Below are 24523 nucleotides of genomic sequence, written 5' to 3'. Positions count from 1 at the left end.
CTTTGGGGGTTTTTAAAACGGGATTTGGGCAAATGGCACAGGGGGAAACAAACACACCGCGGCAAGTGCTTTGGAAGGTCACTGCCGACCAGGTTTGCCAGCTATTTGAGCAATCGCTCCGCCGTGGTCCGCGACTGATGGCGGAGTCGTTGCTGGAATATGTGCCGGAAAGCGACCGAACCCCGTTACTGTTCGGATTGCTGCAGCGGGAAATCTATTACCGCGAACAGGCCGGCGAGACGATGTCACGCGAAGAGTTCGATCGCCGATTCCCGAATCAGGAACTGCTGCGCGACGCACTCATCAATGACGACGTGCACCTCAAACGAGTCGATGCGGCGTTTCCTGACGACGACGTGCTGGAGCGAGTTGGACGTTCGCCGATCGGCGCTGTCTACAAGGTGCGCCAGCGCAGTTCGGGAAACATGATGTGCGTCCGCTCGCTCCCGGGGCTCTTCATCGAACAGGATCATCCCAGCGGTTGTTCGTTCACCGACTTGGCCTTCATGCTGCACCCGAACCTGGCGCGGCCGCGTGAGTTGGTCGAATCGGATGGAGACATTCTGTTGCTGACCGAGTTTGTCGAGGGGCCAACGCTCGCCGGACTCGTCGCTCAGCGTCATCCGATTCCGTTGGGGGTCGTATGCGAGTTCATGCGCCAAGCGGCCAGCGGCATCATTCAGGTTCACGATCACTTTCGCTGCCACGGCGATCTCCGTCCGCAAAGTTTGATTTTGAATCCGTCCCAGGCGGTGGTGAAGGTTTCGGGACTCGGCCTGACCGAACTCCTGAACCTCCGTTATCTCCGGTATGCAACTGCGCCAACCGACGCGGGAATGCAGTTTTTGGGATTCCGAGCGCCGGAATTGGGGCACGAGCCTCCGCAACTCGACAAACGGAGCGACGTTTACAGTCTCGGTTGCACGCTCTACTACGCGCTGACCGGAGCGATTCCGCCCCAACAGCCGAATCCCGCGAAGTCGGAAGAAGTATCGACCTTCCCGGTCCAGTGTCCCCGTAAGCTGGAGGCGATCATCTGGCAGATGCTGGCGATCGATCCCGACGAGCGGCTCGACGACGCGGCGATGGTTCACCAGGTGCTCGCCGAATTTGCCGATCCCGACGCCTTCAAGACGTGGTGCGCGGAGGCGGCTAGCGGAGTCGCCTTGCCGACGCGAATCACCGTTACCGAAACGTCGACGCTCGACACGTACACCGCAAGCACAAGCGAGACCTGGCCGCGACAATTCGCAGCGCCCACGCCTGTGCGAGTTGCAGCCCCGGCGCCGCCGCAGTCGCTTGCACCGCAGCCGAAACCAGCGCCCGCTGCGGCCAGCGAGCCGCCGGCTCGTCCCGCTCGCTGGCGACCTTCCCGAACGCTCATTGGAATTTCGGCCGTCGTGCTGCTCTGTCTGGCCGGAATCATCGGCTACGGGCTTGTACCCAAGCCGGTTCAACCTCCGCAGGAAGCTCCCTTGTGGGCCTCTTCGCTGGCCGAACAACCAGACGTCTACGGCGACTGGTGGTTCGACGAGTTTCCCTGGTATGCGCCGATCGTTCGCAAGAAGATTCTGACGGGGGCCGCGCACGCGGACGAGAGCCAGATCGCCCTGGCCCAGGAATTGGCGACCGCGCCGACCGAAAAACAAATGGACCGCTTGCGGGCGATGGTCGAAGAAATGGTCCGCAAGTCGCCGCCCCACGATCCGGAATGGGCCGTCGTCGGTCGCTTGCTGAAGATCGATCCGGCGCAGGAATCGCCTGATAGCCTGAAGGCCGCGTACGAATACTTCCTGGGAATGCTTGACCCGCAGCGTGTGGACAGCGGAACTGCGCGGCACATGCGGGCTTTGCTCTATCAAAAGATGGGGAACGAGACTGCCGCTCGCGAGTCGTATCAAATGGCCGTCGACGCCTATCAAGCGGATGGCGATCAAGAATTGGAGGCGGTTTGCTACGGCGACCTCGGACGCACCTTCGAACGGGGCTTGTCGCTGGAGGCGATCGCCCAATACGAACATGCGGTGGAACGAGCCGTATCGCCGTCGCTAAAGGTCGCCCTCTCCACACGCATTGCTTTCAACTACCGCAAGCGGAATCGGATGGTGATGGCGAGCGAAGCGCTCGATAATGCTGAAAGATTCGCCAACAATTCGGAGCTGAAATTCAACGACAACCATATGCTTCGCGAAGTCAGCTACGAGGAGCGTGGTTGGCTGGAATTTGACCGCTGGCGTCTGGAACGAGCCCGCGAATGGTTCGCCAAGGCGAAAAAGGCGCTCGACGATCAGACCGACGCGGACGACGTGAAGGTCTTCACGAAGCGCCTGATGATCATGCAGAATGACGCAATGGTCGCTCACTTCACGGGAAAGACGGAGTCGGCCCAGTACACCTACAACGAGGCGATCAATAACATCGACGGACGTGTCCGTTCCGGTTTGAAGTCGCAAGACGAGCGCAATCTAGTGCGTCGTTTTCCCAATTTGTACGAGCGGCTCGGCGATACCTACATGTTCGGCACACCCGCCGACTATCCTCGTGCGGCGGAAGTTTTCGGCCAAGCGGAACTCGCCGCGCGTTCGCCTGCCTTCGAACTCGACCAGCTTTGGCCCCATGTGGCGAATATCCAGTACAAGCGCGTGATCGCGTTGTGCCTGGACTTCCGTCAAAGCGAAGCGGAAACCGAAATGCTCGCGATCTCGGATCTCCTCCCCGCGGCAGAGACGATCACGCCGGAGCAAGAGCAGATCTATAGTACGTGTCGAGCGTTGGCGAACGCGATGCTGGAGGTCAATCAGCAAGACGCTGATGGACAAAAGAAGACGCTTACCAAACTGGAAAGCTTCTGCTCGCAGCGGCTGGCTAGTTACAACGCCCGCGGAAACGTCAGCCGAACCGATTTGGACGTCATGCTTCTCAGCATGCAGTACCTGCTGGGCCCCAACCAGACCTCACAGCACACGATCGACTCGGTCGTCCGCAAGCTGGAGTACCTGATCAAAGAAGTCCACACGGACGGCGACGTCTCGCCGGAGTATCTCTACCGGTACGCCAAATGCGGCGACGTCGCGCTTCGGAACAGCACTACTTCCGCGCTCACTGCGCAGCCGAGATTGATCGCCGACGTCGTGAGCCGCGGCGCCAAGCTGAGTCTCGCCCCTGGCGCAAAAGGTTCCAATGCGCCGATTGCGATCGCCGAGAATGGTCGACCCAAAAACTGCCGACTTTACGCTCTTTCGATCGGCGTTTCGCGCTACGCCGATCCCACGTTCAACTTGGGAGTCGCCGCCAACGATGCGATGGGACTAGAGAAAGACTTCCGCAGTTTGTGCGAAGGGGACGACGCCCTGTTTGAGTGCGGCAAGATTAAGAGCTTGACGAACGAGGAAGCGACTTACGAAAACATCTTCGCGTGGATTCGGAAGTTTACGCAGGGAAGCTCGGAGGAAGGAATTCAGCCGGTTCGCCCCGGGGACATCGTCTTCGTCACCTTCTCCGGACATGGCGAAAAGGCGCACGGCGATCGAAGCTACTTCCTCTTGCCGCATGACTACGACAGCAAGGTCGGGATGGAACGGACCGCGATTCACGACAAGGTACTGCAAAACTCGCTGGCCAACATGGGCGCTACGGTGATTTGCGTACTCGATTCGTGCTTCAGCGGCAAAGCGTTCGCACCGGACGACGCGATTGCGATGCGAGCCGCCACCGATCGAATGCGAGCGCTCGCGAATGAGCAGATTCGCCGCTTCAGCTCGACGAACGATTCGAACGTCATTCTCCTCGCCTCGTCGATTAGCTCGCAGCCGGCGCTCGAAGATCGCCGCGTCGGCCATGGCTATCTGACGCTGGCGCTGCGAGAAGCGTTTGAAGGCGACTATTTGGATCAGCCGCAGAACACGCCGCTTCCGGGAAGCCGTCAAGGATTCGTCACCTTGGAAGATATCGAATACTACTTGGGACAGCGGGTCCGCGACCTCTCGAAAGGTCAACAGACCACATCCCGGGCCTATGGAATTGGGAGGAACGCCACGCTCGCCGACTTGCCGATCCGGCTTTCCAAGTCGAATTGAGCAAGTCGGAGAAGAAGGGTTGCAACTTGAGATCCCCTGCGTGACAGCCTGCCGAAAGTCGTGATGATGCCTAGTCTGCATTCCCAACCTGCACAACCGAAGATCGCAACCCAGCGTCACGGCATTGACTTGACCGCGACCTACGATCTCCACGAACGGTTGTTTCAGTTGTGGTGCAAAGAGCCGCAACGGCTGTATCAAGCCCGCGACGTCTCGATGCGGTATTTGCGGGAAAATGGAGTTCGGTTTGAAAGTTCGCGAGAACTTCCCGCGGCGACGTCGGCGCTGATGCTCGATTCGGAAGACGTAACGCTGCTCGAAACAATCTCGGAAACGTTGCACGATCTGGTCGAAACTGCCGTCGACTGGGTTTTGGCCGATCGGAGTCGGTTGGCCGAGTACTTTCCGGCGCATCTGCGGATGGCGCCTTACTTCGCTAAGACTCGCGGCCTGCAAACGTGGCAGGGTTACAGTCGCTATGACGCCGTGATTACGCAGAAGGGGGAGCTGAAGGTCATCGAGCTCAACTCCTGCTGTCCGGCGGGGTTCGCACATGCCGCTATCTGCAACGACGCCGCCATTAGCGGGCTCCAGTCATTAGGTTTGGAAGACGAACTTGAATCTCGCCATGCTGCGACCTTGGAATCCGGATCGCTGGTCGACGAACTTTTGGCGATCGAGCGGGAAGCAGGGCTTCCCGTTGGGTTGGTCGCGCTGGTTAACGACGAGAACTATCTTCACAACGAACTGGAGTTGCTGAAGGCCCAATTCGAGGATCGGGGGCGGACCGCTCGCATCGTCAATGCGATGGACCTGACCTACCGGGACGGCGTTTTGCGACATGATGGGGATTTCATCTCGCTAAGCTATAACAAGATCCGCGTCAGTACGCCCGACAGTTCCAATCACTGTTGGCGAGCCGGTTTTGAAAAGCGATACGCCCCGTTTCTTTCTGCGGTCGTCGATCAGGCGTTCGTTTCGGTCAACAATCTGGTCGCGGCGACCATCGCGGAAGACAAGACCTTACTGGAAGTTTTGCACGCGCCTGCGTTTCAGAAGACGCTGTCGGGCGATCAACGCGACTTCATAACGCGGCATGTCATGTGGACCGCTCGTCTCCAGCCAGGCAAAGTCTTACTGCACGGCGAAGAGATCGATCTGCTTCCGTACCTGCTCGAACATAAAGATCGATTCGTCATCAAGCCGGCGAACGAGGGACGTGGATTCGGCGTCACGATTGGAGCGGCCTCGACGACGGCAGCCTGGGAAGCGGCCTGTCGTCCGCAGGCGAATTTGCCGTGCGTGGTGCAAGAGTTTGCGGCGCCGGCTTCGTTGCCGGTCCTCTACCACGGCGGCGACAAGGCGGATCTGTTGCCGGTCGAAATGTTCATCACGGTCGCGATGGGAATTATTCGCGGTCAGTATCGAGGCCTATTCTCGCGCATATCGCCGGAAGCGATTACCAATGTCGGTAAAGCGGGAATCATTCAGGCGGTGCTTCAGCAGTAAGCTGGTTGCACGGCTGGGGAGATTCTGGTGCGCGTTCACGAGCACAGAATGACCGCCTGGTCCATTTTGTCAGCTTCGATTTGCGCGCTGATTTGGGCCGGCCAAGCCATCGCCGTAAAGTTGTCGGTGGTGGACCTCCCTCCCTTCTTTGTGATTACGCTTCGATTCTTGTTGGCGTTGCCGCTCGTCGCAGCGCTGGCCTGCGCATGCGGAACCTCGCTGCGGGCGGCGCGGAATCAATGGTTCATTCTGGCTGTTAGCGGCGTCTTGGTCGCATTGCAGTTTTCGCTATTTACGATCGGAACGACTTATACGACGTCCGCGCGTAGCATCGTCTTGATCAACACCTTCCCGATTTTCACCGCCTTGTTTTGCCATCTCTTTTTGACCCATTCGCAGACCAATCTGCGTCAACGGATCGGACTTGGTTTGGCGATTGCAGGGGTATGGGTAATTTTTTTGCATCGCGCTGCGGAGCCGGGGATATCTCTGCTGGGCGATATCCTAGTGCTTCTCTCGGCCGCGTCGATGGCGGCGAAGATCGTCTACGTCCGCGTGATACTACAGCGGCTGGACCCAATTCAACTTGTTTTCTGGTCAACCTGCATCGGAATGGTCATTTGCGGGCTGATCAGCTTCAGTTCGGAAACGGTACCGGCGACGGCGCTCACGACGTCAGCGTTGACGGCCGTCGCCTATCAAGGACTACTGGTATCAGGCGTCGCCGTTTTGCTCTGGACGACGCTGCTGAAATATCACAATCCCAATGAATTGAACATCTTTCGCCTCACTTCGCCGCTTTTGGGCGTATTGGGGGCGTGGCTGTTTATGGCGGATCCACTGCCGCCGAATCTCCTGTTGGGTTGTGCCCTGGTTACGGCAGGCTTGTTGTCGACAACGCTCCGCAGCGGCAGAGCGGAAGAGAACGACGAAGATGTCGCGACGTCACCGACCCTCTTTTCCGAGTTGGAAGAAAATCGACCAAGAAATTTCCCCGTTTCCAAGAATATGGGTCCGGATTCCGTGGCGTAATCCGCTTGTAACCATGACGTTCCTACTTTGTCGACTTGAGTTTACACCATGCAAAGACGCCGATTGCTGATTTTCGTTGCAAGCGTCTGGTGCATTACGCTCGCCGTCGCACTTGGTCAGACGCCGCCAGGGGGCGCGATCCTGATCTCGATCGACGCTGACAACGTGATCGTCCAGCGCGTTTCATTCCCACCAACGCCTGCGGTATTGGCGAAAGATGGGCTGTTGGTCTGGCCTGAGGGGATTCGAGACCAATGGATCTCGCTCCCAGCCACGAAAGTCTCTCCGCCGCTCGCCGACCCAGACGCGGCGCCGCTGCAACTAGCTGGCGTCAGCCGCAGCGAATGGATCGATAGCCCGCAAACGCTCGCCTTGCTTGGTACCCCCTTGGATCAGTTGGTCGGAGGCGAAATCTATCGCGAGGTCGCCGCAGGCGGCATTTATACCCCGGCGGATGATCGCACGCTTCTCAGCGGGCGGATTACGTTACGGCGTTTGCCCTCCTCTCCAGGGGATCCTTATCCCCAAGATGAAGTCACTCTGCGCGATCGCACCGGAATCTCGGCAAAGATCCCGTTTCCCAAAGGAAAGCGAGAACTAGCCTGGAGTGAGATTACTTCCCTACCAACCGAATGGGCCGAAGGACTTCCAGCTGGCGAATACCTGTTGCGCCAGTCCAGCGGTTCCGGCAACTTACGTTTCAAGGTGGAATCGGCCGAGCGGCGTGAGGCGGTTCTCCAACCAGTCGCGGCGATCAGCAACGTCGTTGCGTCACAGCAAGATCCTCTCTATTTGCAAGTTGCCGTCGAAGCGCTGCTCGATTCGAACGGCCGGAGCTACCCGGTCGATGCGCTCGACCTGCTGGAGTCGGCTTCGAAAAACGCCTTACCCAAACATCTCGAACAGATCTATCAGCAGCTTAACGACGAGCTCCAAGGCAAAGCGACGCTTGCATCCGACGTAACGCAGGATGCGACCGGAATCGCGGAAGTCGACGCGGCTCGCCGGCAGATTCGACTGGGACAATGGGACGCCGCCGAAGCGTCGCTTGCCAAAATCGACCTATCCGTTTCTCCTCGCGCCGCTGGCCTGGCGTCGCTTTACCATGCGGTCGTGATGTCGGAATCAAGTTCCGCAACGGCGATGGAAGCGTACCAGGCATTCGTCGATGCGATCGAAGTGCTCAAAACGGCGAAGCCTGCAGACCAGTTCAACGCCCACAACAATTTCGCCAATTTTCTCCTCTCGCAGTCGCAAGACGCACTCTACAACGCCGCCAGACAAACGGCCAGCAACATGCCGACGCCGCTGCTGATTGGTCTGGATCAATGGATCGACGCGAACGAAGAACTGAAACAATCGGCCCTGCTAGCAGAAAGGCTTGGCCGGCAGCAAGCGGCTGTTACCGCCGCGAATCAGGCTCGTTTGAATTCGCTGTTGGCCGACTATATCCGGTTGCTCAACGGAGGCGTCGCGCCAAAATCGAAATTTGCCCGAGGCGAGCAACTCGCCACGCAGCAAGCGGAAAGCGCAGCAAAAGCGGTAGCCAGCGCTGACAATCCAAAAAACGCGGATCCGGTCAGTCAAGCGGTCGCTCACGAAATCCTCGCACGACTCGCACATCGCGCCCGTCGCCCGCAAGATTGTCAGCTGCATGCCCAAGCCGCGATCGACCTTCACCTCGATAGCGGTTCGCTCGCAGGAGTAGAAACCGCGCACCGGATCTTGGCGTTGTCGCTGCGGCGCGAAGCGGAGTCAGGGGAACGGAATCAAGCGGAGTCAGACGAGTTACGCGCCGAATCGCTACGCCATCTCTATCTCTCCCAAGCCCTATCGGAGTACCTGCGGAAGCGAATCCCGCAAGATGAGTACGGACTTTCCCGTGCCGGCTTCTTCGCCCGGCGCGCCTACGTGAACGAACAACTGATTGAGCTTCTCATCGAAGCGGGCAAGCCTGCCGAGGCGCTGAAGTACGCGGAACTGGCCAAAGGAAGAGCGCTCCAGGACTATCTCGCCGCCAACGACGCCAGCTCGCAAGCGATTGCGGAAACGGAGCAAGACGTCGAACAAATGCTGGCCGATTGGCCTGACGACCTGGTAGCGATCGAGTACTTCCTCGGCGCCGAGAAGGCCCACCTCTTTCTGATCGACTCCACCGGGATCTCCGCCTATACGTTGGTCGACGAAGAAGGAACGCCCTTGAGCCCCCAGCGTTTGATCGCCGAGGTCAGAAGTTTTCTGGGGGACATGGATCATGCGGCCCAAAAGATCTCGCAAGCGATCGCTTCGGGACGTGCGGCCGATCGGAAATGGCAGACCCAATTGCATTGGCTCTACGAACGACTGCTGCCGCCGCCGGTCGCGTCACGAATTGAAGGATCGGACTCGTTGCTGGTGGCGCCGCATCATGTGCTCCACTATCTGCCGTTCGCCGCGCTAGTGACTGAAACCGATGATCGCGACCTGAAATTCTATCAGCTTCCGCAGCCCCGCTTCTTGATCGAAAAGGTCGACAGCGTCGTCGAAGCCCCCTCGCTACTCGCCTATCATCGGATCCGCAGTCGCGGCGACCAGCCGCTCGCGCAGATGAATGGGTTCGGCAAGTCGAGCTTCCTCGGGCAACCATCGTTGCCAGGGGTCGAGAGCGACCTCGCCTCGCTACGGCGCACGTTTGGCGATCGCATCGGCGAGATTGCGGAGGGAGACGAGACCGACGAAGAGGCGCTAAAGTGCCTTCTGCAAAAACGGGGCGGCTTGTTGGTTGGAACGCATGGTCAGAACGTCGCCAGTGCTCCGCTGCTGAGCTATCTACGGTGCGGACAAGCAAAAGGCGCCGACGGTCTACTTCAAGCCGGCGAGATCTACTCCATGAAGACGCGTGCTGATCTGGTCATCCTAAGCGCCTGCTATTCCGGCCTGGCCGATCAGGCGCCGATGCAAGGAGACGATCTGTTCGGCCTGCAGCGCGCCCTGTTGCAATCGGGAACCTCATGCGTGGTGACCGGCAAATGGGACGTGTTCGATCGGACCGGCACTGTATTGATGGCGTCTCTTCTCGACAAGCTTTCGCACGGAGAACCGGTTGGAGAATCACTGGCCGACGCTCAGCGCCAGTTCATGTTGGATGCCCGCGAAGGCAATGGAATTTATAGCCATCCCTATTTCTGGGCGGTCCTTTCGGTCGCTGGAAATGATCAGATTCATTTTCAAGCGTCCGAAAAGAATTCGCCTCAAAAACATGACTAAACGAAGGACGCGGTTTCCATTTGGAAAAGATAGGGAAACCGATTTGAGACAACAGTTTTTGATTGATTGAGTCACTGCAACAGATAGATTTGCATTCGACGCTTTCAATGAACGCCGAATTTGGGTGCGATCATGAAATCTCCAACGCTGCGACGAATCCTTAAGGTTTTTGTTAGCGTCGTCATCCTGGCTCATTTCGCCGCGGTGTTACTCGCGGGCTTCGGCATCGGCACGCATTCGCATCCAGCGCCGGAGCCGTTGGCTTACGCGCACGCCCAGACTTGCCATTACTTGCGTCCCCTGCAATTGGACGCCCCATGGCATTTCTACGCGCCAAACCCCGGTAGCGGCGGCGTCTTGTACGTCGCGATGGAAACCGACGCCGGACGTCAGGTCTGGCGACAATGGTTCAACGAAAGTCAGAACCGCCTCGTCGAACCGTACATTCGCTCTGGCGGCGTGGCGTCAGCCGCTGCAGGCATTGAACCGTCTGGCCCGGATTTCAGTCGCTATTTGATGACTCGGCAAGGGGAGATCTGTCTCGGCTCGTTAGCTCGGCGGTTTGCCCGCGACTTTCAGCAGAGCTCGCCTAACGACGAAAAGGTCGTAGCGGTTTCGTTCTATCTCCTCTCCGGCAATCCAATGACGCCCCAGGACGCTCGCAGCGGAATGGCTTTTGGCGACTTACGACTTTACACGGCGATTGCGGCTGGCCACTTTACGCCGGCTGGCGATCGCTTTGAATCGATCGCAATTCGGAATGTGGAGATGCCGAATCTCGTGTTCGGCATCTTGCAAGCGACGCGGCGCGGAGCGAATCCGGCCGCGGCAGCGGACAACATCGACATCGCTTCGCTACCAGGAGGAATCCGTACCGCACTTGAATCCCATCCAGAATGGCTAGAACTGCCGCCGGCCGATCTCCGTCGCGAAATCGAGCGGCACTTCATGCCGAAAGCGAATCCTCCGGGTGACGCCTGATCGTCTCAGACGAGCTCGATCGCGTTTCTTTACCCGTCTCATTTTTCACGCTTCGCGGTGATTGCGGGGAACGTACGCGCAGATCGAACGCAAATCCTTACCTACGGCTTTAGTATTCCATCCAATTTGAGAAACCCCGAAAGGAGAAGACCATTTCAGGCATCGTCAAACGGTCCATCGGCGATCGTTGCGGCGAAGGCTTAGGGTGAATTGTTTTCGCTTTCCTGTCCGTTATCGCAAGAGAAAACGTTTGTTCCGATATGTCTCGTTCTTTTCTTGAATCCCCATTCAAGAAAGGGCAAAACCGCTCAGGCGTTCTGACCGGGTCAGTTGATTGAAGTTGTTACAGGAGAATCCACGAATGAAACGCACCTACAAGTTAGCGATCGCGGGAGGGCTGGTAGCGCTATTGGCCATCTCGCCGTTCGCACTGCTCGACGCGCAAGAGCCAGCCGCCCCGACCGGCGAACCTCCCGTGGCGCAGGAAGAGATGATGGAGGATATCTTCGTTTTGCCGGAAGAACTCGACGATCCGGCATTCGCTCAGTACGTCGACATTTCGCTCTTACCGGAGGCGTTCGTTACGAAGAACGCTACCGTATTGACCGACGTCGGTCTGCAATTGGGGTACGGCGAGAGCATCTTGCTCCGTCCTCACAAGGCAGGCAGCGCGAAGGACACGCTCGCGTTAGCCGCGAACATTGCAAGCAAAAGCGGCGACGTTAAAACGTTGGAACGAATCGAAGCGGCTGCGAAGAAATATGGCTACGCCGATCTGGGGCAACAGGTCGCCGCCGCCAAATTGACCGCCGGCGAAAGCCGCGCCGAAGAGCCGGGGCTCTCAATGTCGGTCGCCGACAGCTCGCCTGACGAATTCGCCATGTACGGCATCTTGATGAATGAAGTCGAATCGGCCCGCCTGCTGCACGACTCGGAACGACTCGAAAAGATCTCGAAGGAGATCGACAAATTTACCGGCTTGAGCGAAAAGCAGCGCAAGTACGTCAAGCAGCATATCTCGACCGCGCAAGGCGCCGTCGCCGAGCCAGGCGCCGAAGGCAATTCGATCGTCAGTACGCTCCGTTCGCTGGAAGGTCAGAGCCGCGGCCACAATGACGCAGCCGACATCTTGAATGCGATTTTCAAGGGAGTCGGGAACGTCGTCCACGGTCAGTCGCACCATAGCGGCTACGGCGGTGGGCACTACCACAACCACTACAATTCGCACGGCGGATATGGGGGCGGTTACGGCGGTGGCTACGGTGGCGGTTACCGACCTTATGGCGGTGGCTATCGTCCGTACGGTGGCGGATATGGGGGCGGCTACGGTGGTGGTTATGGTGGCGGCCATGGCGGCCACTATCACGGCGGCCATGGACACTACCATCCGTAATTGGACGGCCGATCGTCCCTGACAACGACCTGCTCCGCTGGATGTTCGTCATCCGGCGGAGCGAAAATGTCTGTCACAAATTGCGGTCCGCCGAAATGGGCGACCGCAATCGGTCCCTGAATTCCAATATCTCAGTTCAACAAAGAGTGCGAGTGATGATCCGCTCCCTGTTTTCGACCGTCGTCACCTGGTTGCGAGATGCGATCTCGGGTTGGGACTGGTTTTGGTTTTCGCCGGCCGACGTCCGCCTCGTTTGCGGAATGCGCATCGCTGTTGGATTGGTTTTGCTGTACGTGTACGGCACCTCATTTTCGCAGGCCTTGGATCTGATCGGCCCTAGCGCTTGGATCGACCAGCAAGCGGTCGGCGAGTTGATGCAGCCGGACGAAGAAGGATTCGCGATCGTCAACGCCTGGACTCCGTCGCTCTGGCACTACGTCAGTTCGCCGCAGGCGTCGCTCTCCCTATACGGCCTCTTTCTGGTCATAATCGCATTCTATACGGCAGGCCTGTTTACCCGCGTCAGTAACCTGCTGGTGCTGATCGGACATATCAGCGTCATCCATCGCGCCTTTATTTTTCATTACGGCGTCGACAATGTGCTGGCGATGCTGCTCCTCTATTTGCTGATCGCACCCTGCGGCGCTCGTTTCTCGGTAGACGCCTGGTTGCGGCGGAACTGGCGGAAGAGCTCCGTCGATTCGCTGCCAACCGAGTCGGTCGGCGCAAATTTCGCGCTGCGATGCATTCAACTCCATCTTTGCGTCATCTACCTGTGTGCCGGCCTGGCGAAGCTGCAAGGAGATTCGTGGTGGGATGGAACGGCTGTCTGGCAGGTCGTCATGTCGAACGAAATTCATCTGCTCGACCTGCGACCCGTCGCACACTTGGGAGACTTTGCGGTCGTCACGCTCAGTTTGATCCTGGTGGTCGGCACGCTGTTCTACGAATGTAGCTTTGCGCTATTGATCTGGAATCCCAAGCTGCGGCCGTTTTATCTAATCACGGCAGTTGGATTGCACGGCGGCATCGCCCTGATGATGGGGCTGTTGGCGTTCGGCGTGACGATGATCATCGCTTGCTGCTCGTTCATTCCGTTGGAGTGGATCGCGGCCTGGGACGCCAAGCGTGCGTCCGATAGCCTTGAATCCGACTCGGACGCCGACATCAGCCCTTCCGCTGCGCTCCCCACTCCCTAAGCTCAGCTAATAAGGAATTGGTGGATGCCGCGGATCAGTCTCAGCGCCGATGGGAAAACGCCGCGTAAGGGCTCTTCTCTTGCCGGCGCAGGGGGCATTTCCTTGACAATGGCGGAGCGATCGCCAAACTACGGCTTTCCGCTCCTTTTCCAGCGTCCGCATTTCGCCAGGGCTGCGTTTCTAACAGTGTTCTTCCCTGTTAACGCATTCGTGGCGTCCGTTTTCCGGCGACCTGGGCGTAAATGGTCCGAGTTTCTGGCGATTTGCAAAGATCCAACGACCAACGGCGGTTTTGTGGCAGGGAGACTTAACCGATGAGTTCGTCCCCCAACGAAGGAAGTGCCATGCGTCCCCAAGGAAATCCCTCCCAGCCCATTTCCGATCTTCAGAACGCATCCGCGACGCCCCCCAGCGGCGACGTCTGCCCGATCCCGCCCGACAAACGGGTCGGCTGGATCTGGTCCGAAATGCATCGACGGCGCAGCCAAGGAGAGTCGGTCTCGGCCAATGACTATCTCACCCCGTTTTACCTGGCTGGCCTGACGGACGAAGGGGAAGTCGACATCATTTACGCCGAGTACGTTCTGCGGGAGCAATACGAGGGGCCCCCGGCCGCTGAGGAGTTCATTCAGCGCTACCCTCGATACGCGGAGGCGCTACGGCGCCAGCTCGATCTGCACGAGGCCCTCTCGATGCCGGATGACGAAACCGAACTCTATCAAGGAAATCCCCAGCCGGCGCCGATCGTCGAATCGGATCAACCGTTGCCAGAACGGATCGGTCGCTACGTGGTGGTTTCCCATCTGGGTTCCGGCTCCCAGTCGGACGTCTTTCGCGCCTTGCACCCAACCTTGGAATGTGAGGTCGTGATCAAGCTTGCCAAACACCCCCTGAACCAGACCCCGGACGACTCACCCCATATATCAGACGAGGCGAAACTGCTGGCCAGCTTGTCGCACCCGAACCTGGTCCGGGTTTTTGACCTTGGCATTCACGAGGACCGCCCGTTTATTGCGATGGAATTCGTCCGTGGGAGAACGCTGCAGCAATGGGCGCGTAGTGAGCGCCCTTCGCCGCAGCAATCGGCCGCAATTGTCGCAAAGATCGGCCAAGCTCTCTCTACAGCACATGGCAAAGGGATCGTTCACCTGGACATCAAACCGATCAATATTTTGATCGACGAACATGGGGAGCCGAAATTGATCGACTTCGGCCTCTCGTGGCTTCAGGATGCGTGGAAGGTTGAGGACGTCATTGACGGTAAGATCTTCGGGACGTTCGCCTATATGCCCCCCGAACAGGCGCGCGGCGAGGTAAACTCGCTCGATCCCCGCTCCGATATCTTTTCGCTGGGGGGCGTCCTCTATTTCCTGCTGACCGGGAAAGCTCCCTATCCGATGCGTGACCAGTATGCCGCCTGGATGGCCTGCCAGACCGCGGAATGGGATCGCGCCCCGTTATACCAATCGACTATCCCGCCGCGACTTGCCCGCGTCTGCGAACAGGCGATGTCCGCCAATCCGGACGACCGCTTCCCCAACGCAAGTGCGCTGGTTCAGCATCTGGAGCAGAAAAACAGCCAACATGGTTGGCTTGCGGTCGCAGCGATCACCGCCGTGCTGTTGTTGACGGCGGGGTTGTCGGCATGGGGTTTGTGGCCGCGTGACATGCAGTCTGGAGACAAGAATGGGGAGGAAAAGGTAGCGACGATTGAGCCAGCCTTGGATGTGCAAGTTTGGGATACGGAGCGAAGCTATCGCCTTGCGGAAGTCGTTCCGTTGCGAAATGGGGATCGCGTGCGCGTCGAAGCCAAACTTCCTGCCGACAGCTACGGATCGTTGTTCCTTGTCAGCAGCGACGGAAAGGTCGAACTGCTGCGGCAACTAGAGCCGGCAGGCAAACCAAGGCTTCTCTCCTTTCCCGAGAAGACCTCGGAAGTCGTGCCGCTGGTCGGACCGAACGGAACCGAGTTGATCCTGTTTTGTGCCCGCCGACGCGGTCCGATCGATTTAGAGGAGTTTGAGTCTCTCTGGACGAGCGGCGACGAGTGGCCCTCGCTCCCTGGCATGACCGTCCTGCGGCTCAATCCGGAGGGAGTGCATGTGGAGCAGCGGGACAAGGGTTTTGGATCGCCGATTGACCGAGAAGATCCAGAGAGCGTCGTCCAGGAGCGTCTCAATGGCCTGCAAAAGCAGTTAGCCGAAAAGATGGAAACCTTTGAGGGGATCGCCTTCACGCACGGGAAATAACCGGCTATAGCAGCCGCTTTCTTCGCTCTCTAACAGGCCGCTTTTCCGGGGTTCTTCGGAAGGCGGCCTCTCTTTTTTCGAAAAACTTTTCCCAGGCTGTCCGGTTGCCGGCGGGGCTGCGTTCTCTGTGCAGAAGGTCATCGCGAGAACCAAACCTTAAAACAACAAACTTCCGACTCACAGGAGAACAGTTATGTTCAACACGCTTTCCAAAATCACCATCGCAGCCGTCATCGCCATCACCCTGGGCTTCTCGACCAACGCCTATGCTTACGGCGGCCACGGTGGTCACGGCGGCCACCACCACCATGGATATTATCCAAGCAATTGCTACCCGACCTACCACGGCCACTGCCACTATCCGACCTACCCGTCGTGCGGCGGCTATGGCGGATACGGTGGCTACGGAGGATACGGCGGCTGCCACCAACACCACTGCCATTGGTAAGCGGAATCGCTGACGCGAACCGAATCAATCAGAATGACGAACGATCGCCTGAAGTTCTCTTCAGGCGATCGTCTTTTCTTGAAGCGGTTCTCACGGCGCTAAACGCCCCTAGCCGGAGGAAGAATCCTCCTCGGCGGGATCGCCGCCCGGCTTCCCAATTCTCAGAAATTCTCCTGGCGGTCCCATGCGGATATCGAAGAGGAGCGCCGAACCCCGCAAACCAAATGCTGCGGCGAACGCGATCACTTCTGCGGCGATTTCTGGAATCGCCAGATAACGCAAGACGGCGTAACTCAACGATCCCAACAGAGCTGCAGCGGCGTAGGGCTGACCGCTGGTGATCATCGGCTGCGTGTTGGCGAGGACGTCGCGAATGACGCCGCCGCCGGTAGCGGTTACCAGTCCCATGAAAACGGCGATGATCGGCGGCGAGCCGAACTCCAGGGCGATGCTGCAGCCGACCACACAAAATGCGGCGAGACCTAACGCATCGGCCCAGATCAATCCGCGGCGCCGCGCGATATCGCTAGGCAGAAAGAAAAACGTCAGCAAAGCGGCGGCGACGCACAGGAGCAGTTCCGTCGGATCCTGCGTCCACCAGACCGTGCGGCCGAGGAGCAAGTCGCGTAATGTGCCGCCGCCGATGCCGGTCGTCGTCCCGATCAAGAGGAACCCGAAGACGTCCATACGATACCGCGCGGCGGTCAACGCGCCGCTGATCGAAAAGACGATGTCCCCGAAGTACATGATCGCCAAGATGCTGGCGCTGAGAGACGCATCGGGTGTTGTCATACGAACCTGGTCACGACGGAATGAGGGTCTCCACGATAACCGCGGAGACGACAATCGTCATGATAGCTGCCCGCGGCGAGCGTTCCAGCCCGAAGCTGGCTTCAGTCGATCACGCTTTCCAGCGGTTCGCGAAACCCCATTCTTATCAGGCTGTTTTTGCGAAACTGCGACGGCGTAATTCCGTACCGTTTGCGAAACGCGGAGGTGAACGCCGAGATCGATCCATAGCCCGACTGCCGGGAGATCGACTTCAGGCCGTGCGAGGATTGCAGCAAATCGGTCGCGATTCGCATCCGGATCGCCGTAAGTACATCCATCGGGGACTCTCCCACGACCTCGCGAAAACGGCGAGCGAAGGTCGAACGCGACATGCATCCAGCGGACGCGAGTTTCTCGACCGTCCAAGGCGCTTCCGGTTCGCGCAGCATCGCCGACAGAACGGGTCCGAGCGCTTCGTCCTGCATACCACTGAGCCAGCTGGCGACGTCGAGCGGCAACGAACGCAACTCTTCGCGAATCGTCTCGGTTAGTACCAGCGACAAGATCACGTTGGCCAGCGCGATTCCTCCTTGGCGATCGGTGACCAGCTTGTCGGTCACGAGCGGCAGGACTTGCGACTGAAGCGATTCTCTCGACTCCATGCGCGACTTGCAGATCGAGGGAATGTCAGGAAGCGCCTGCGTCAGGTCGAGTCCGCTCGATTGGATCGTTCCCGAAAGGAGTAATGTCCTGTCGCGTAGCGCTCGCAGCGTTGGGCGTTCGGAACGCAGGAGTAGAACAAAGTCGCCCTGCTCCAGGTCGTGCGGCGCAGCGCCGTCTGATTGCAGTCGGCACGCCCCTTCGACAATGCAGTGAAACGTTGGACCGTCGAGATCGCAGTTCGACGCTTGCCCAGCCGACAGCGGCAAGACGTGCGTCACCAGGCACTGCGGTTTGAGAAACGTCAACAGCGACGCCAAAGGATCAAGATCGATCCTGGCGCAGGACGTTTGCTCTGCCAGATTGCGTTCGAAATCTCCCATCGCCTCTTTTGCGCATCACTGCGCTGAATTGGAGGTCATCATCGCGCTAACGACTTCCAATGCGAGAAAACCGGAGAAAGGGTGTCACACTTCTGGGAAAAACTTCGCTGAGCCGACTTTGGGGGAGCGACCGGGCAAAGATCTTACATCGTCTTGGGGGTAGGGGAAGTGCTGGAGCTGACGTGCAACTGTCGCTCGGCTTGCAGTTCGACTTGGCGAAGCTGCTTTTTGACTTCGGGAGCATGCCCCTCGATCGCGCGCGACGCTTCGTCGTACCAGAGATAAATCTCGAGAAAATCAAACCAAGGATACTTCTGCCGATCAGGCGAGTCCTTCAAATCTTCCAGCCACCCTTCGATCGACGCGTCCGCGATCGCCAAATATTTTTTGGCGTTTTCCGTTTCTCCTTGATCGTGAAGCGCTAACGCCATCACCGGCGCGGCCAGACCTTCGATCATCATCGATTCGTCGCGCTGTCCCAAGTTCGAGAGCAATTCAATCGCTCGCTTGGAATCGCCGGCGCGATAGTAGGCTGCCGCGGCGGCATAAGTATCGATCTCACGCATCATTCCCGGACCGCCCCCCGGTCCTCCGCCCGGACCACCTCCGGGACCGCGACCCGGGCCAGGACCTCCCGGCGGAGGCCCAGTCATGAAACCCATCCTTGGCCCCCCAGGACCATCTCCCATCGGACCGCGCGGTCCCCGGTCGGGATTAAAGAAGGGATCGAACTCTTCCAGTTCATGCGCCAACAGAATCTCGTCCATCCGATCGGCGAGGGGCTTCATCTCATCCGCCGATCGCGACTCGAGAGCCAAGCCGCGGACGATCATCGCAAGTTGACCATGATCGGTCGCATCGACTTGGCGCCGCAACTGCTCGCAGACCAGGTCGTAACCTTCTTGGTCGCCAGCATAGCGACAGAGCTGCGGCACGCCCCACCAGGCGGGATTGTTGGCCGGAGCCCCCAGTTCCAGCGCCGTTCGATAATCGGTTGCGGCGAGAGACCAGGCGTTCAGTCGCGCCAGCAGCGCTCCCCTGCCCGACCACGTCAGATAGTGATTCGGCGAAAGCTCAGTCGCTTTGCTGTATTGGTCGAGCGCCAATTGCCAGCGCTGCTCGTCGGCGTTCGCCCGAGCGCTATCGAGCAACACGTTCGCCTCTTTCAGACGCTCGCGCTCTTGTTCGATTTGATTCCAGGCGACTGTCGCACGCACCGCTTGCCAGGTGCTGAAGATCGTCCCGACGACCAGCGCCAGAAGCACGATCACCGTCGACGCGAAGACCGTCTTGTTGCGACTCGCAAAGCGGGTGAATCGATACCACTGCGACGGCGGACGGGCCATAACCGGTTGTTGGTCGAGCACGCGCTGCACGTCGTGCGCCATGTCGGCGGCCGTTTCGTAGCGCCGCCGGCGATCCTTCTCGAGCGCCTTCATCACGACCCAGTCGAGATCCCCCTTCAGCTCGCTGGCGAGACTTCGTCCCTGAAACTTGCGTGACGCCTGTTTCGTGGTGGCCAGCGCGTTGTTGGCGGTCAAGCGAGCGCTGGGACGCGGTGGATCTTCCTCCCGAATCATCCGCCGCATTTCGTCAAACGACGCCGTTTGCAGCCGGCGCTGATCGAACGGCGTCTGTTCGGTAAGCAGTTCGTAGAGCAGGACGCCGAGCGAGTAGATGTCGCTACGCGTGTCGACGTCGAGCGAATTCATCTCCGCTTGTTCGGGACTCATATACATCGGCGTCCCGATCATCTGCGCGAAGCGCGTATAGATCGTCTTCTCCGTCAGCGGCTCGTCGAGCGCCTTGGCGACGCCAAAGTCGATCACCTTTACCACGGCGTCGGCGTCATGCAGCGTGACCAGCACGTTCGACGGTTTGATGTCGCGGTGAATGATTCCTTTTTGATGGGCGTGCTGCACGGCGCGACAGACGTCAAGGAATAGCTCCAGCCGGTCGCGCACCGAAAGCTCGTGATCGCGGCAGAATGTCGTAATGTGAACGCCGCGCACCAGCTCCATCACAAAGTAGGGCTGGCCGCTCGGGGTCGTGCCGCCGTCGAAGATCCGCGCGATGTTGGGGTGGTCCATCATCGCTAGTGCTTGGCGTTCCGCCTCGAACCGGGCGATGGCGTCGTTCGACAGGGCATGCGCTTTGAGCAACTTGATCGCGACGCGGCGCTTCACCGGCTGCTCTTGCTGCGCGACGAAGACCTGGCCGAAGCCCCCTTCTCCCAGCATTTCCAAGAGAACGTAGTTGCCGATCTTCGCGCCGGCAGCAGTTGATTGGGGGCTAAAGGAGTCGCCGCCGTCTTCGGCCCATGCCGCAGTCATCGCGATCGCATCGGCGGCCGATTTGACCTTTCCCTGCAAGGCGAGACGCTGCGGAGTTTGCTGATCGAGCACATTGATCGAGCGATCATGAACCGCCAAAAGCTCGTCGACCGCCCCCTTCAGCATCGCGTCGTCGCCGCACTGCTGGAGTACGTACGCGTCCCGTTCCGCCCCGGAGGTCATTTCCAGCGCGGCGAGGAAAATCGACTTTTCTCGGTCAAACGACATCGATAGCAATTCCGAGGCAAAGCGGCAGGTCCCTATCTAAAGCTTATGCGAAATCTAACGCGGCGGGGTGCCACGAATCTTGCGCTCTGCCGCGTCCACCCCTTATTGGCGTTCAATTTCCCGCTGTAGCCACGCCCGGGCGAAGCTCCAATAACGCTTAGCGGTGCGGGGAGAAATCCCGAGCGATTCGGCCGCTTCATCGACCGTCAGGCCGCTGAAATAGCGGAGCATCACCAATTTGTAGGACTCGGGATCGGCCGTTTGCAGCTTGTGGAGCGCGACGTCGAGATCGAGGAGCGAATCGCTCTCGTTCCGGGCTGCGGTGATCAAATCGTCAGGTAGGTCGACGATGGCATATTCCCCTCCGCGCTTCAAACTAGCTCGCCGGCGCGCCTCTTCAATCAGAATTCGCCGCATCGCTTCGGCTGCGGCGGCGAAGAAGTGTCCGCGGTTTTCCCAACTGCCGCCGTTGCCGACCAGCCGCAGATAGGCTTCGTGGACGAGCGCCGTCGGCTGCAAGGTCCGATCGGACGCTTCTTGAGACATTTTGGCGGCGGCCAGTTTCCGCAGCTCTTCGTAGACCAGCGGCAGCAGTTGCTCGGAAGCGTGCGAATCTCCTCGCTCGAGCGCTCCAAGAATCTGGGTAACGTCGGGATTGGTCACGCGGTTCGCCTTGCTGCCGGGATCGTTCAAGAATGCGCCGCGCCTCGCCAGAAACGGGGCGACCGATTCTAGCGAGGCTTCTACGTCAGTCTAGCAGATGCCGGAAACTTTGCGTCGACTTGTCCGCTTTTACGCTTCGACGTCAATTCCTAGCAAGCCGGAAACGAGCAAGTCCGAGATCTTGCTGATCGTGTCGGAATCGCCGCTCTCCTTCAGCTTGTCGAGAATGTCTTGCAGCGACTGGAGCAGCTGCGAGTCGCTGTCGGTTTCATCGGTGCTGTCCTTTTCGCTCGATTCTCCCGCAGCGCCTCCTGGCGGAGGTCCTCCCGGACCACCGGGACCGCCTGGTCCGCCCGGCGGAGGCCCGCCTCCGGGAGGTCCCAGTCGATCGGCCAATTGCTCGGCATCGAGCCCATATTCTTCGAAGACGCCCGAGATCACGTCTTTCACCGCATCGGGATCGGGCCGCCCTTCCGACGAATCAAACAGGCTGGAAAGAGCGTCTTGGATATCGCTTTCTAAGGAGGCTTCCTGCTCGGAGCTAAGCCCTTCCGATTCCGCGATTTCGGCCAGATCGTTCTTCAACCCCGGCGGTAATTCGCCGGTCGGCGCTGGGCCGCGACCGCCGCTGGCGCCCTGAGCTTGGGAGTAATTCTGCAGGCCTGCGACCTGCACGCTTTGAATGGATGTCATTGGTCTGCCTCGCCCTGGGATGGACAACGAAGGGGTCGCGTTCTGTTTCCGTTTCGGCGACTTCCGGTACCACTTAGTTGGGGTGGGCGTCGACCAAATCCGCCTCGTGCGAATCGAATTCGGCGTCCACAATCGGTTTCTGCTTCTAAAGATCGGTCATCGATCTGAATGCGACGATGCGATGTCGTCCCAAAATCCCCCCGACGCGTCCCAAACCAGCGTTTTCCGGCTTGCGGTGGAGGGCTGGGAATTCTCACGACATTGCTGACACCCTGCGCTTCCGTTTCTCGCATTGGTGAGTAGTGACCCTTTTCACCGCCGCCTTTTTTCAGGCGAATATCGGCTCGATCTCGTCCAATCCGACCGGGAGATTTCCCCTCGATGATCACACGACTTCGCAACTTCCGTCCCCTTGCGCTGGCCGCGCTGCTGGCCGCAGCGACTAGCTCGCTCTATGCCGAATCGACTCCGGATCGTCCGCTGAAGGACGCCAAAGAAGGAGTCAGCGTCAATGCGCCCGAAGCGCAACAAGGTTACACGCTGATCGCGCCGATGAACTCGACGACCACGTACCTGGTCGACATGGAAGGTCGCGTCGTCAACGAGTGGAAGAGCGACTATACCCCCGCCTTGAGTTGCTACCTACTTCCTAACGGTCACTTGCTGCGGCCGGGCGCCGAACGTGGCCGAGGTTTCGGCGGGCCTGGCGCCGGCGGGCGAATTCAAGAGTTTGATTGGGACGGCAATCTGGTTTGGGACTACCAGATCGATCAAGGCAAGCTGCGGGCTCACCATGACATTTGCCCCCTTCCCAATGGCAACGTCTTGGTCGTCGCCAATGATCCGAAGACCCGGGATGAAGAAGCTGCCGTCGGTCGTCGCGCCGAGTTGGTTACCGACGAACTCCTTCCTGACTGCCTGATCGAGATCAAGCCGACCGGAAAAACGACCGGCGAGATCGTCTGGAAGTGGCACGCGTGGGATCACCTGATCCAAGACGTCGATCCTAAACTTCCGAACTATGGCGACGTCTCCGAAAACCCACAGCGCATCGACATCAACTTCAGCACCGCGATGATGGATCGCATGCTGCAAGATCCGGCGCAGTTGGCGAGACTTCGTTCGCTTGGCTATGTCGGCGGCGGACAACCAGGACCCGGCGGTCCCGACGGAGACCAACGTCCTGCCGATCAACGAGGCGACAACCGTCGCGGCGGTCGTGGTCCCGGAGGCCCCGGCGGCGGCGACTGGATGCACGTCAACTCGGTTGCGTACAACGCGAAGCTCGACCAGATCATGCTCAGCGTTCATGAGTTCAGCGAAGTCTGGATCATCGATCACAGCACGACCGCGGAAGAAGCCGCTTCCAGCAGCGGCGGCAATTCGGGCAAAGGGGGCGATCTCCTTTTCCGCTGGGGCAATCCCCGCGTCTATCGCAGCGGCACCAACGTCGATCAGCGGTTGTTCGCCCAGCACTGTGCTCACTGGATTGCCGATGGACTTCCCGGCGCCGGCAACATGCTGGTCTTCAACAACGGCATGGGACGTCCGGACGGTTCGTACTCGACCGCCGACGAAGTGGAACTGCCGCTGAAGAGCGACGGCACGTACGAAAAAGAAGAGTTCCTCCCCTTCGCTCCGCTCGAAGCGAAGTGGTCCTATTCGTCCCCCGAGAAATCGGACTTCCACTCGATGTTGATCTCCGGCGCTCAGCGGCAGCCGAACGGTAACACGCTGATCTGCTCCGGCAATCAATCGCTGTTGTTTGAAGTGACTCCCAGCGGCGAAATTGTCTGGGTGATGCAGCTTCCCGGCGGACGCGGCGGCCCGGGAGGTCCAGGTGGACCCGGAGGACCCGGAGGACCGGGGCAGCGAGAGTTCGTGCCGCGGTTCCTCACCCAAGTGCTGGGCGTGAGCGAAGAGCAGCAGAAGAAGATCGACGACCTGCAAAAGCAAATGGAAGCGAAGCTGAGCAAGATCCTCACCAAGGATCAGCAGGAAAAGCTCACCAGCCCCGGCGGACCGGGCGGTCCCGGTGGACGTGGATTTGGTCGACCGCCGCGGATCGGCGAAGTGGTGCCGGTGGCGCTGGTCGCTGACCTGAGCGACGAACAGTTCCAGCAAGTCAAAACGCTCCAGGACGAAGTCGACGCGAGTCTGAAGTCGGTTTGGAACGACGAGCAGAAGAAGACCATTGAAGAGATGGAAAGCCGAATGGCCGGCGGACCAGGAGGACCGGGCTTCGGCGGCCCGGGACCACGTGGCCCCGGCGGCTTTGGTCCTCCGCCTGGGAACAACGGCCCAGGCGGACCTGATCGCCGCGGCCCCGGAGGCCCCCCGGGACGCGGCGGTCCGGGTGGACCAGGCGGTTTCGCCGGCGGCCCTGGCGGACCAGGAGGACCTGGTCCAGGAGGACCGGGTGGCGGTCCCGGCGGCGTCTTCCGCGCCTATCGCTTCCCAACCGACTATGCCGCCTTCGAAGGCAAGGACCTGAAGCCGGGCAAGTTGCTGACTGAAACGATCGCCGCTGAGCGTGGTCCTGCTCCGGGACCGGATGGTCCGCCGCGCTAGTCGCGACCACCGTAGCGTTTGATATTCCCCGCTCCCCGTGGCTTGACGACGCGCCTGAAATGTCAGGCCACGGGGGCATTTTCATTGT

The 24523-nt window shown here is 59.3% G+C and carries 15 protein-coding genes; 10 read left to right on the top strand and 5 right to left on the bottom strand.

Features of this window, described 5'->3' with window-relative positions; genetic code table 11:
* Nucleotides 1–32 precede the first annotated feature (32 nt).
* The 9 genes from LOC68_RS02135 to LOC68_RS02095 all read left to right on the top strand — a co-directional run bounded on the left by LOC68_RS02135 (nt 33) and on the right by LOC68_RS02095 (nt 16133).
* Nucleotides 33–4076 (top strand): protein kinase domain-containing protein, encoded by a 4044-nt coding sequence (locus LOC68_RS02135; RefSeq protein ID WP_230215128.1) that lies wholly within the window; start codon nt 33–35, stop codon nt 4074–4076.
* A 63-nt stretch (nt 4077–4139) separates the two neighbouring features.
* Nucleotides 4140–5585 (top strand): hypothetical protein, encoded by a 1446-nt coding sequence (locus LOC68_RS02130; RefSeq protein ID WP_230215126.1) that lies wholly within the window; start codon nt 4140–4142, stop codon nt 5583–5585.
* A 48-nt stretch (nt 5586–5633) separates the two neighbouring features.
* Nucleotides 5634–6617, top strand: a complete 984-nt coding sequence (locus tag LOC68_RS02125; protein ID WP_230215124.1) for a DMT family transporter — start codon at nt 5634–5636, stop codon at nt 6615–6617.
* A 48-nt stretch (nt 6618–6665) separates the two neighbouring features.
* Nucleotides 6666–9863 carry a CHAT domain-containing protein gene (locus LOC68_RS02120; protein ID WP_230215122.1) on the top strand — a complete coding sequence of 1066 codons (3198 nt, stop codon included), beginning with the start codon at nt 6666–6668 and terminating at the stop codon, nt 9861–9863.
* 132 nt (nt 9864–9995) lie between these two features.
* A complete protein-coding gene (locus LOC68_RS02115; protein ID WP_230215120.1) occupies nt 9996–10844 on the top strand; it encodes a hypothetical protein in 849 nt (282 codons plus the stop codon).
* Nucleotides 10845–11205: 361 nt separating this feature from the next.
* Nucleotides 11206–12237, top strand: a complete 1032-nt coding sequence (locus tag LOC68_RS02110; RefSeq protein ID WP_230215118.1) for a hypothetical protein — start codon at nt 11206–11208, stop codon at nt 12235–12237.
* A gap of 155 nt (nt 12238–12392) precedes the next feature.
* Nucleotides 12393–13436 (top strand): HTTM domain-containing protein, encoded by a 1044-nt coding sequence (locus LOC68_RS02105; protein WP_230215116.1) that lies wholly within the window; start codon nt 12393–12395, stop codon nt 13434–13436.
* A gap of 314 nt (nt 13437–13750) precedes the next feature.
* Nucleotides 13751–15685, top strand: coding sequence for a serine/threonine protein kinase (locus LOC68_RS02100; RefSeq protein ID WP_230215114.1), 1935 nt, complete (start codon nt 13751–13753; stop codon nt 15683–15685).
* A 193-nt stretch (nt 15686–15878) separates the two neighbouring features.
* Nucleotides 15879–16133: a hypothetical protein gene (locus LOC68_RS02095; RefSeq protein WP_230215112.1), complete on the top strand. Its 255-nt coding sequence runs from the start codon at nt 15879–15881 to the stop codon at nt 16131–16133.
* A 108-nt stretch (nt 16134–16241) separates the two neighbouring features.
* Here the strand turns inward: LOC68_RS02095 and LOC68_RS02090 are convergent, their stop codons facing one another.
* The 5 genes from LOC68_RS02090 to LOC68_RS02070 form a co-directional block, all read right to left on the bottom strand.
* The gene (locus LOC68_RS02090) at nt 16242–16925 is read right to left on the bottom strand and encodes a trimeric intracellular cation channel family protein (protein WP_230215109.1); all 684 of its coding nucleotides are present in this window, start codon (nt 16923–16925) and stop codon (nt 16242–16244) included.
* Nucleotides 16926–17026: 101 nt separating this feature from the next.
* Nucleotides 17027–17947 carry a helix-turn-helix transcriptional regulator gene (locus tag LOC68_RS02085; RefSeq protein ID WP_230215107.1) on the bottom strand — a complete coding sequence of 307 codons (921 nt, stop codon included), beginning with the start codon at nt 17945–17947 and terminating at the stop codon, nt 17027–17029.
* 143 nt (nt 17948–18090) lie between these two features.
* The gene (locus LOC68_RS02080; protein WP_230215105.1) at nt 18091–20508 is read right to left on the bottom strand and encodes a serine/threonine protein kinase; all 2418 of its coding nucleotides are present in this window, start codon (nt 20506–20508) and stop codon (nt 18091–18093) included.
* A 102-nt stretch (nt 20509–20610) separates the two neighbouring features.
* Nucleotides 20611–21201, bottom strand: a complete 591-nt coding sequence (locus LOC68_RS02075; RefSeq protein WP_230215103.1) for a sigma-70 family RNA polymerase sigma factor — start codon at nt 21199–21201, stop codon at nt 20611–20613.
* Between the two features lie 99 nt (nt 21202–21300).
* Complete coding sequence (locus tag LOC68_RS02070) at nt 21301–21864, bottom strand: hypothetical protein (protein ID WP_230215101.1); 564 nt, start codon at nt 21862–21864, stop codon at nt 21301–21303.
* Nucleotides 21865–22245: 381 nt separating this feature from the next.
* On the opposite strand from LOC68_RS02070, the gene LOC68_RS28430 reads away from it, so the two are divergent.
* The gene (locus LOC68_RS28430) at nt 22246–24435 is read left to right on the top strand and encodes an aryl-sulfate sulfotransferase (RefSeq protein WP_230215099.1); all 2190 of its coding nucleotides are present in this window, start codon (nt 22246–22248) and stop codon (nt 24433–24435) included.
* Nucleotides 24436–24523 lie beyond the last annotated feature (88 nt).

Source organism: Blastopirellula sediminis, from assembly GCF_020966755.1.
GTDB classification, from domain to species: domain Bacteria; phylum Planctomycetota; class Planctomycetia; order Pirellulales; family Pirellulaceae; genus Blastopirellula; species Blastopirellula sediminis.
Note: the sequence above shows the minus strand (reverse complement) of the source record. Positions and strands in the feature narration are given on the sequence as shown.

Excerpts from the sequence above, each read along its gene's own strand:
- LOC68_RS02110 (WP_230215118.1), top strand. The coding sequence starts at position 11,206 with ATGAAACGCACCTACAAGTTAGCGATCGCGGGAGGGCTGGTAGCGCTA.
- LOC68_RS02070 (WP_230215101.1), bottom strand. The coding sequence starts at position 21,864 with ATGACATCCATTCAAAGCGTGCAGGTCGCAGGCCTGCAGAATTACTCC.
- LOC68_RS02085 (WP_230215107.1), bottom strand. The coding sequence starts at position 17,947 with ATGGGAGATTTCGAACGCAATCTGGCAGAGCAAACGTCCTGCGCCAGG.
- LOC68_RS28430 (WP_230215099.1), top strand. The coding sequence starts at position 22,246 with ATGATCACACGACTTCGCAACTTCCGTCCCCTTGCGCTGGCCGCGCTG.
- LOC68_RS02125 (WP_230215124.1), top strand. The coding sequence starts at position 5,634 with ATGACCGCCTGGTCCATTTTGTCAGCTTCGATTTGCGCGCTGATTTGG.
- LOC68_RS02090 (WP_230215109.1), bottom strand. The coding sequence starts at position 16,925 with ATGACAACACCCGATGCGTCTCTCAGCGCCAGCATCTTGGCGATCATG.
- LOC68_RS02100 (WP_230215114.1), top strand. The coding sequence starts at position 13,751 with ATGAGTTCGTCCCCCAACGAAGGAAGTGCCATGCGTCCCCAAGGAAAT.
- LOC68_RS02115 (WP_230215120.1), top strand. The coding sequence starts at position 9,996 with ATGAAATCTCCAACGCTGCGACGAATCCTTAAGGTTTTTGTTAGCGTC.
- LOC68_RS02130 (WP_230215126.1), top strand. The coding sequence starts at position 4,140 with ATGATGCCTAGTCTGCATTCCCAACCTGCACAACCGAAGATCGCAACC.
- LOC68_RS02105 (WP_230215116.1), top strand. The coding sequence starts at position 12,393 with ATGATCCGCTCCCTGTTTTCGACCGTCGTCACCTGGTTGCGAGATGCG.
- LOC68_RS02080 (WP_230215105.1), bottom strand. The coding sequence starts at position 20,508 with ATGTCGTTTGACCGAGAAAAGTCGATTTTCCTCGCCGCGCTGGAAATG.
- LOC68_RS02120 (WP_230215122.1), top strand. The coding sequence starts at position 6,666 with ATGCAAAGACGCCGATTGCTGATTTTCGTTGCAAGCGTCTGGTGCATT.
- LOC68_RS02135 (WP_230215128.1), top strand. The coding sequence starts at position 33 with ATGGCACAGGGGGAAACAAACACACCGCGGCAAGTGCTTTGGAAGGTC.
- LOC68_RS02095 (WP_230215112.1), top strand. The coding sequence starts at position 15,879 with ATGTTCAACACGCTTTCCAAAATCACCATCGCAGCCGTCATCGCCATC.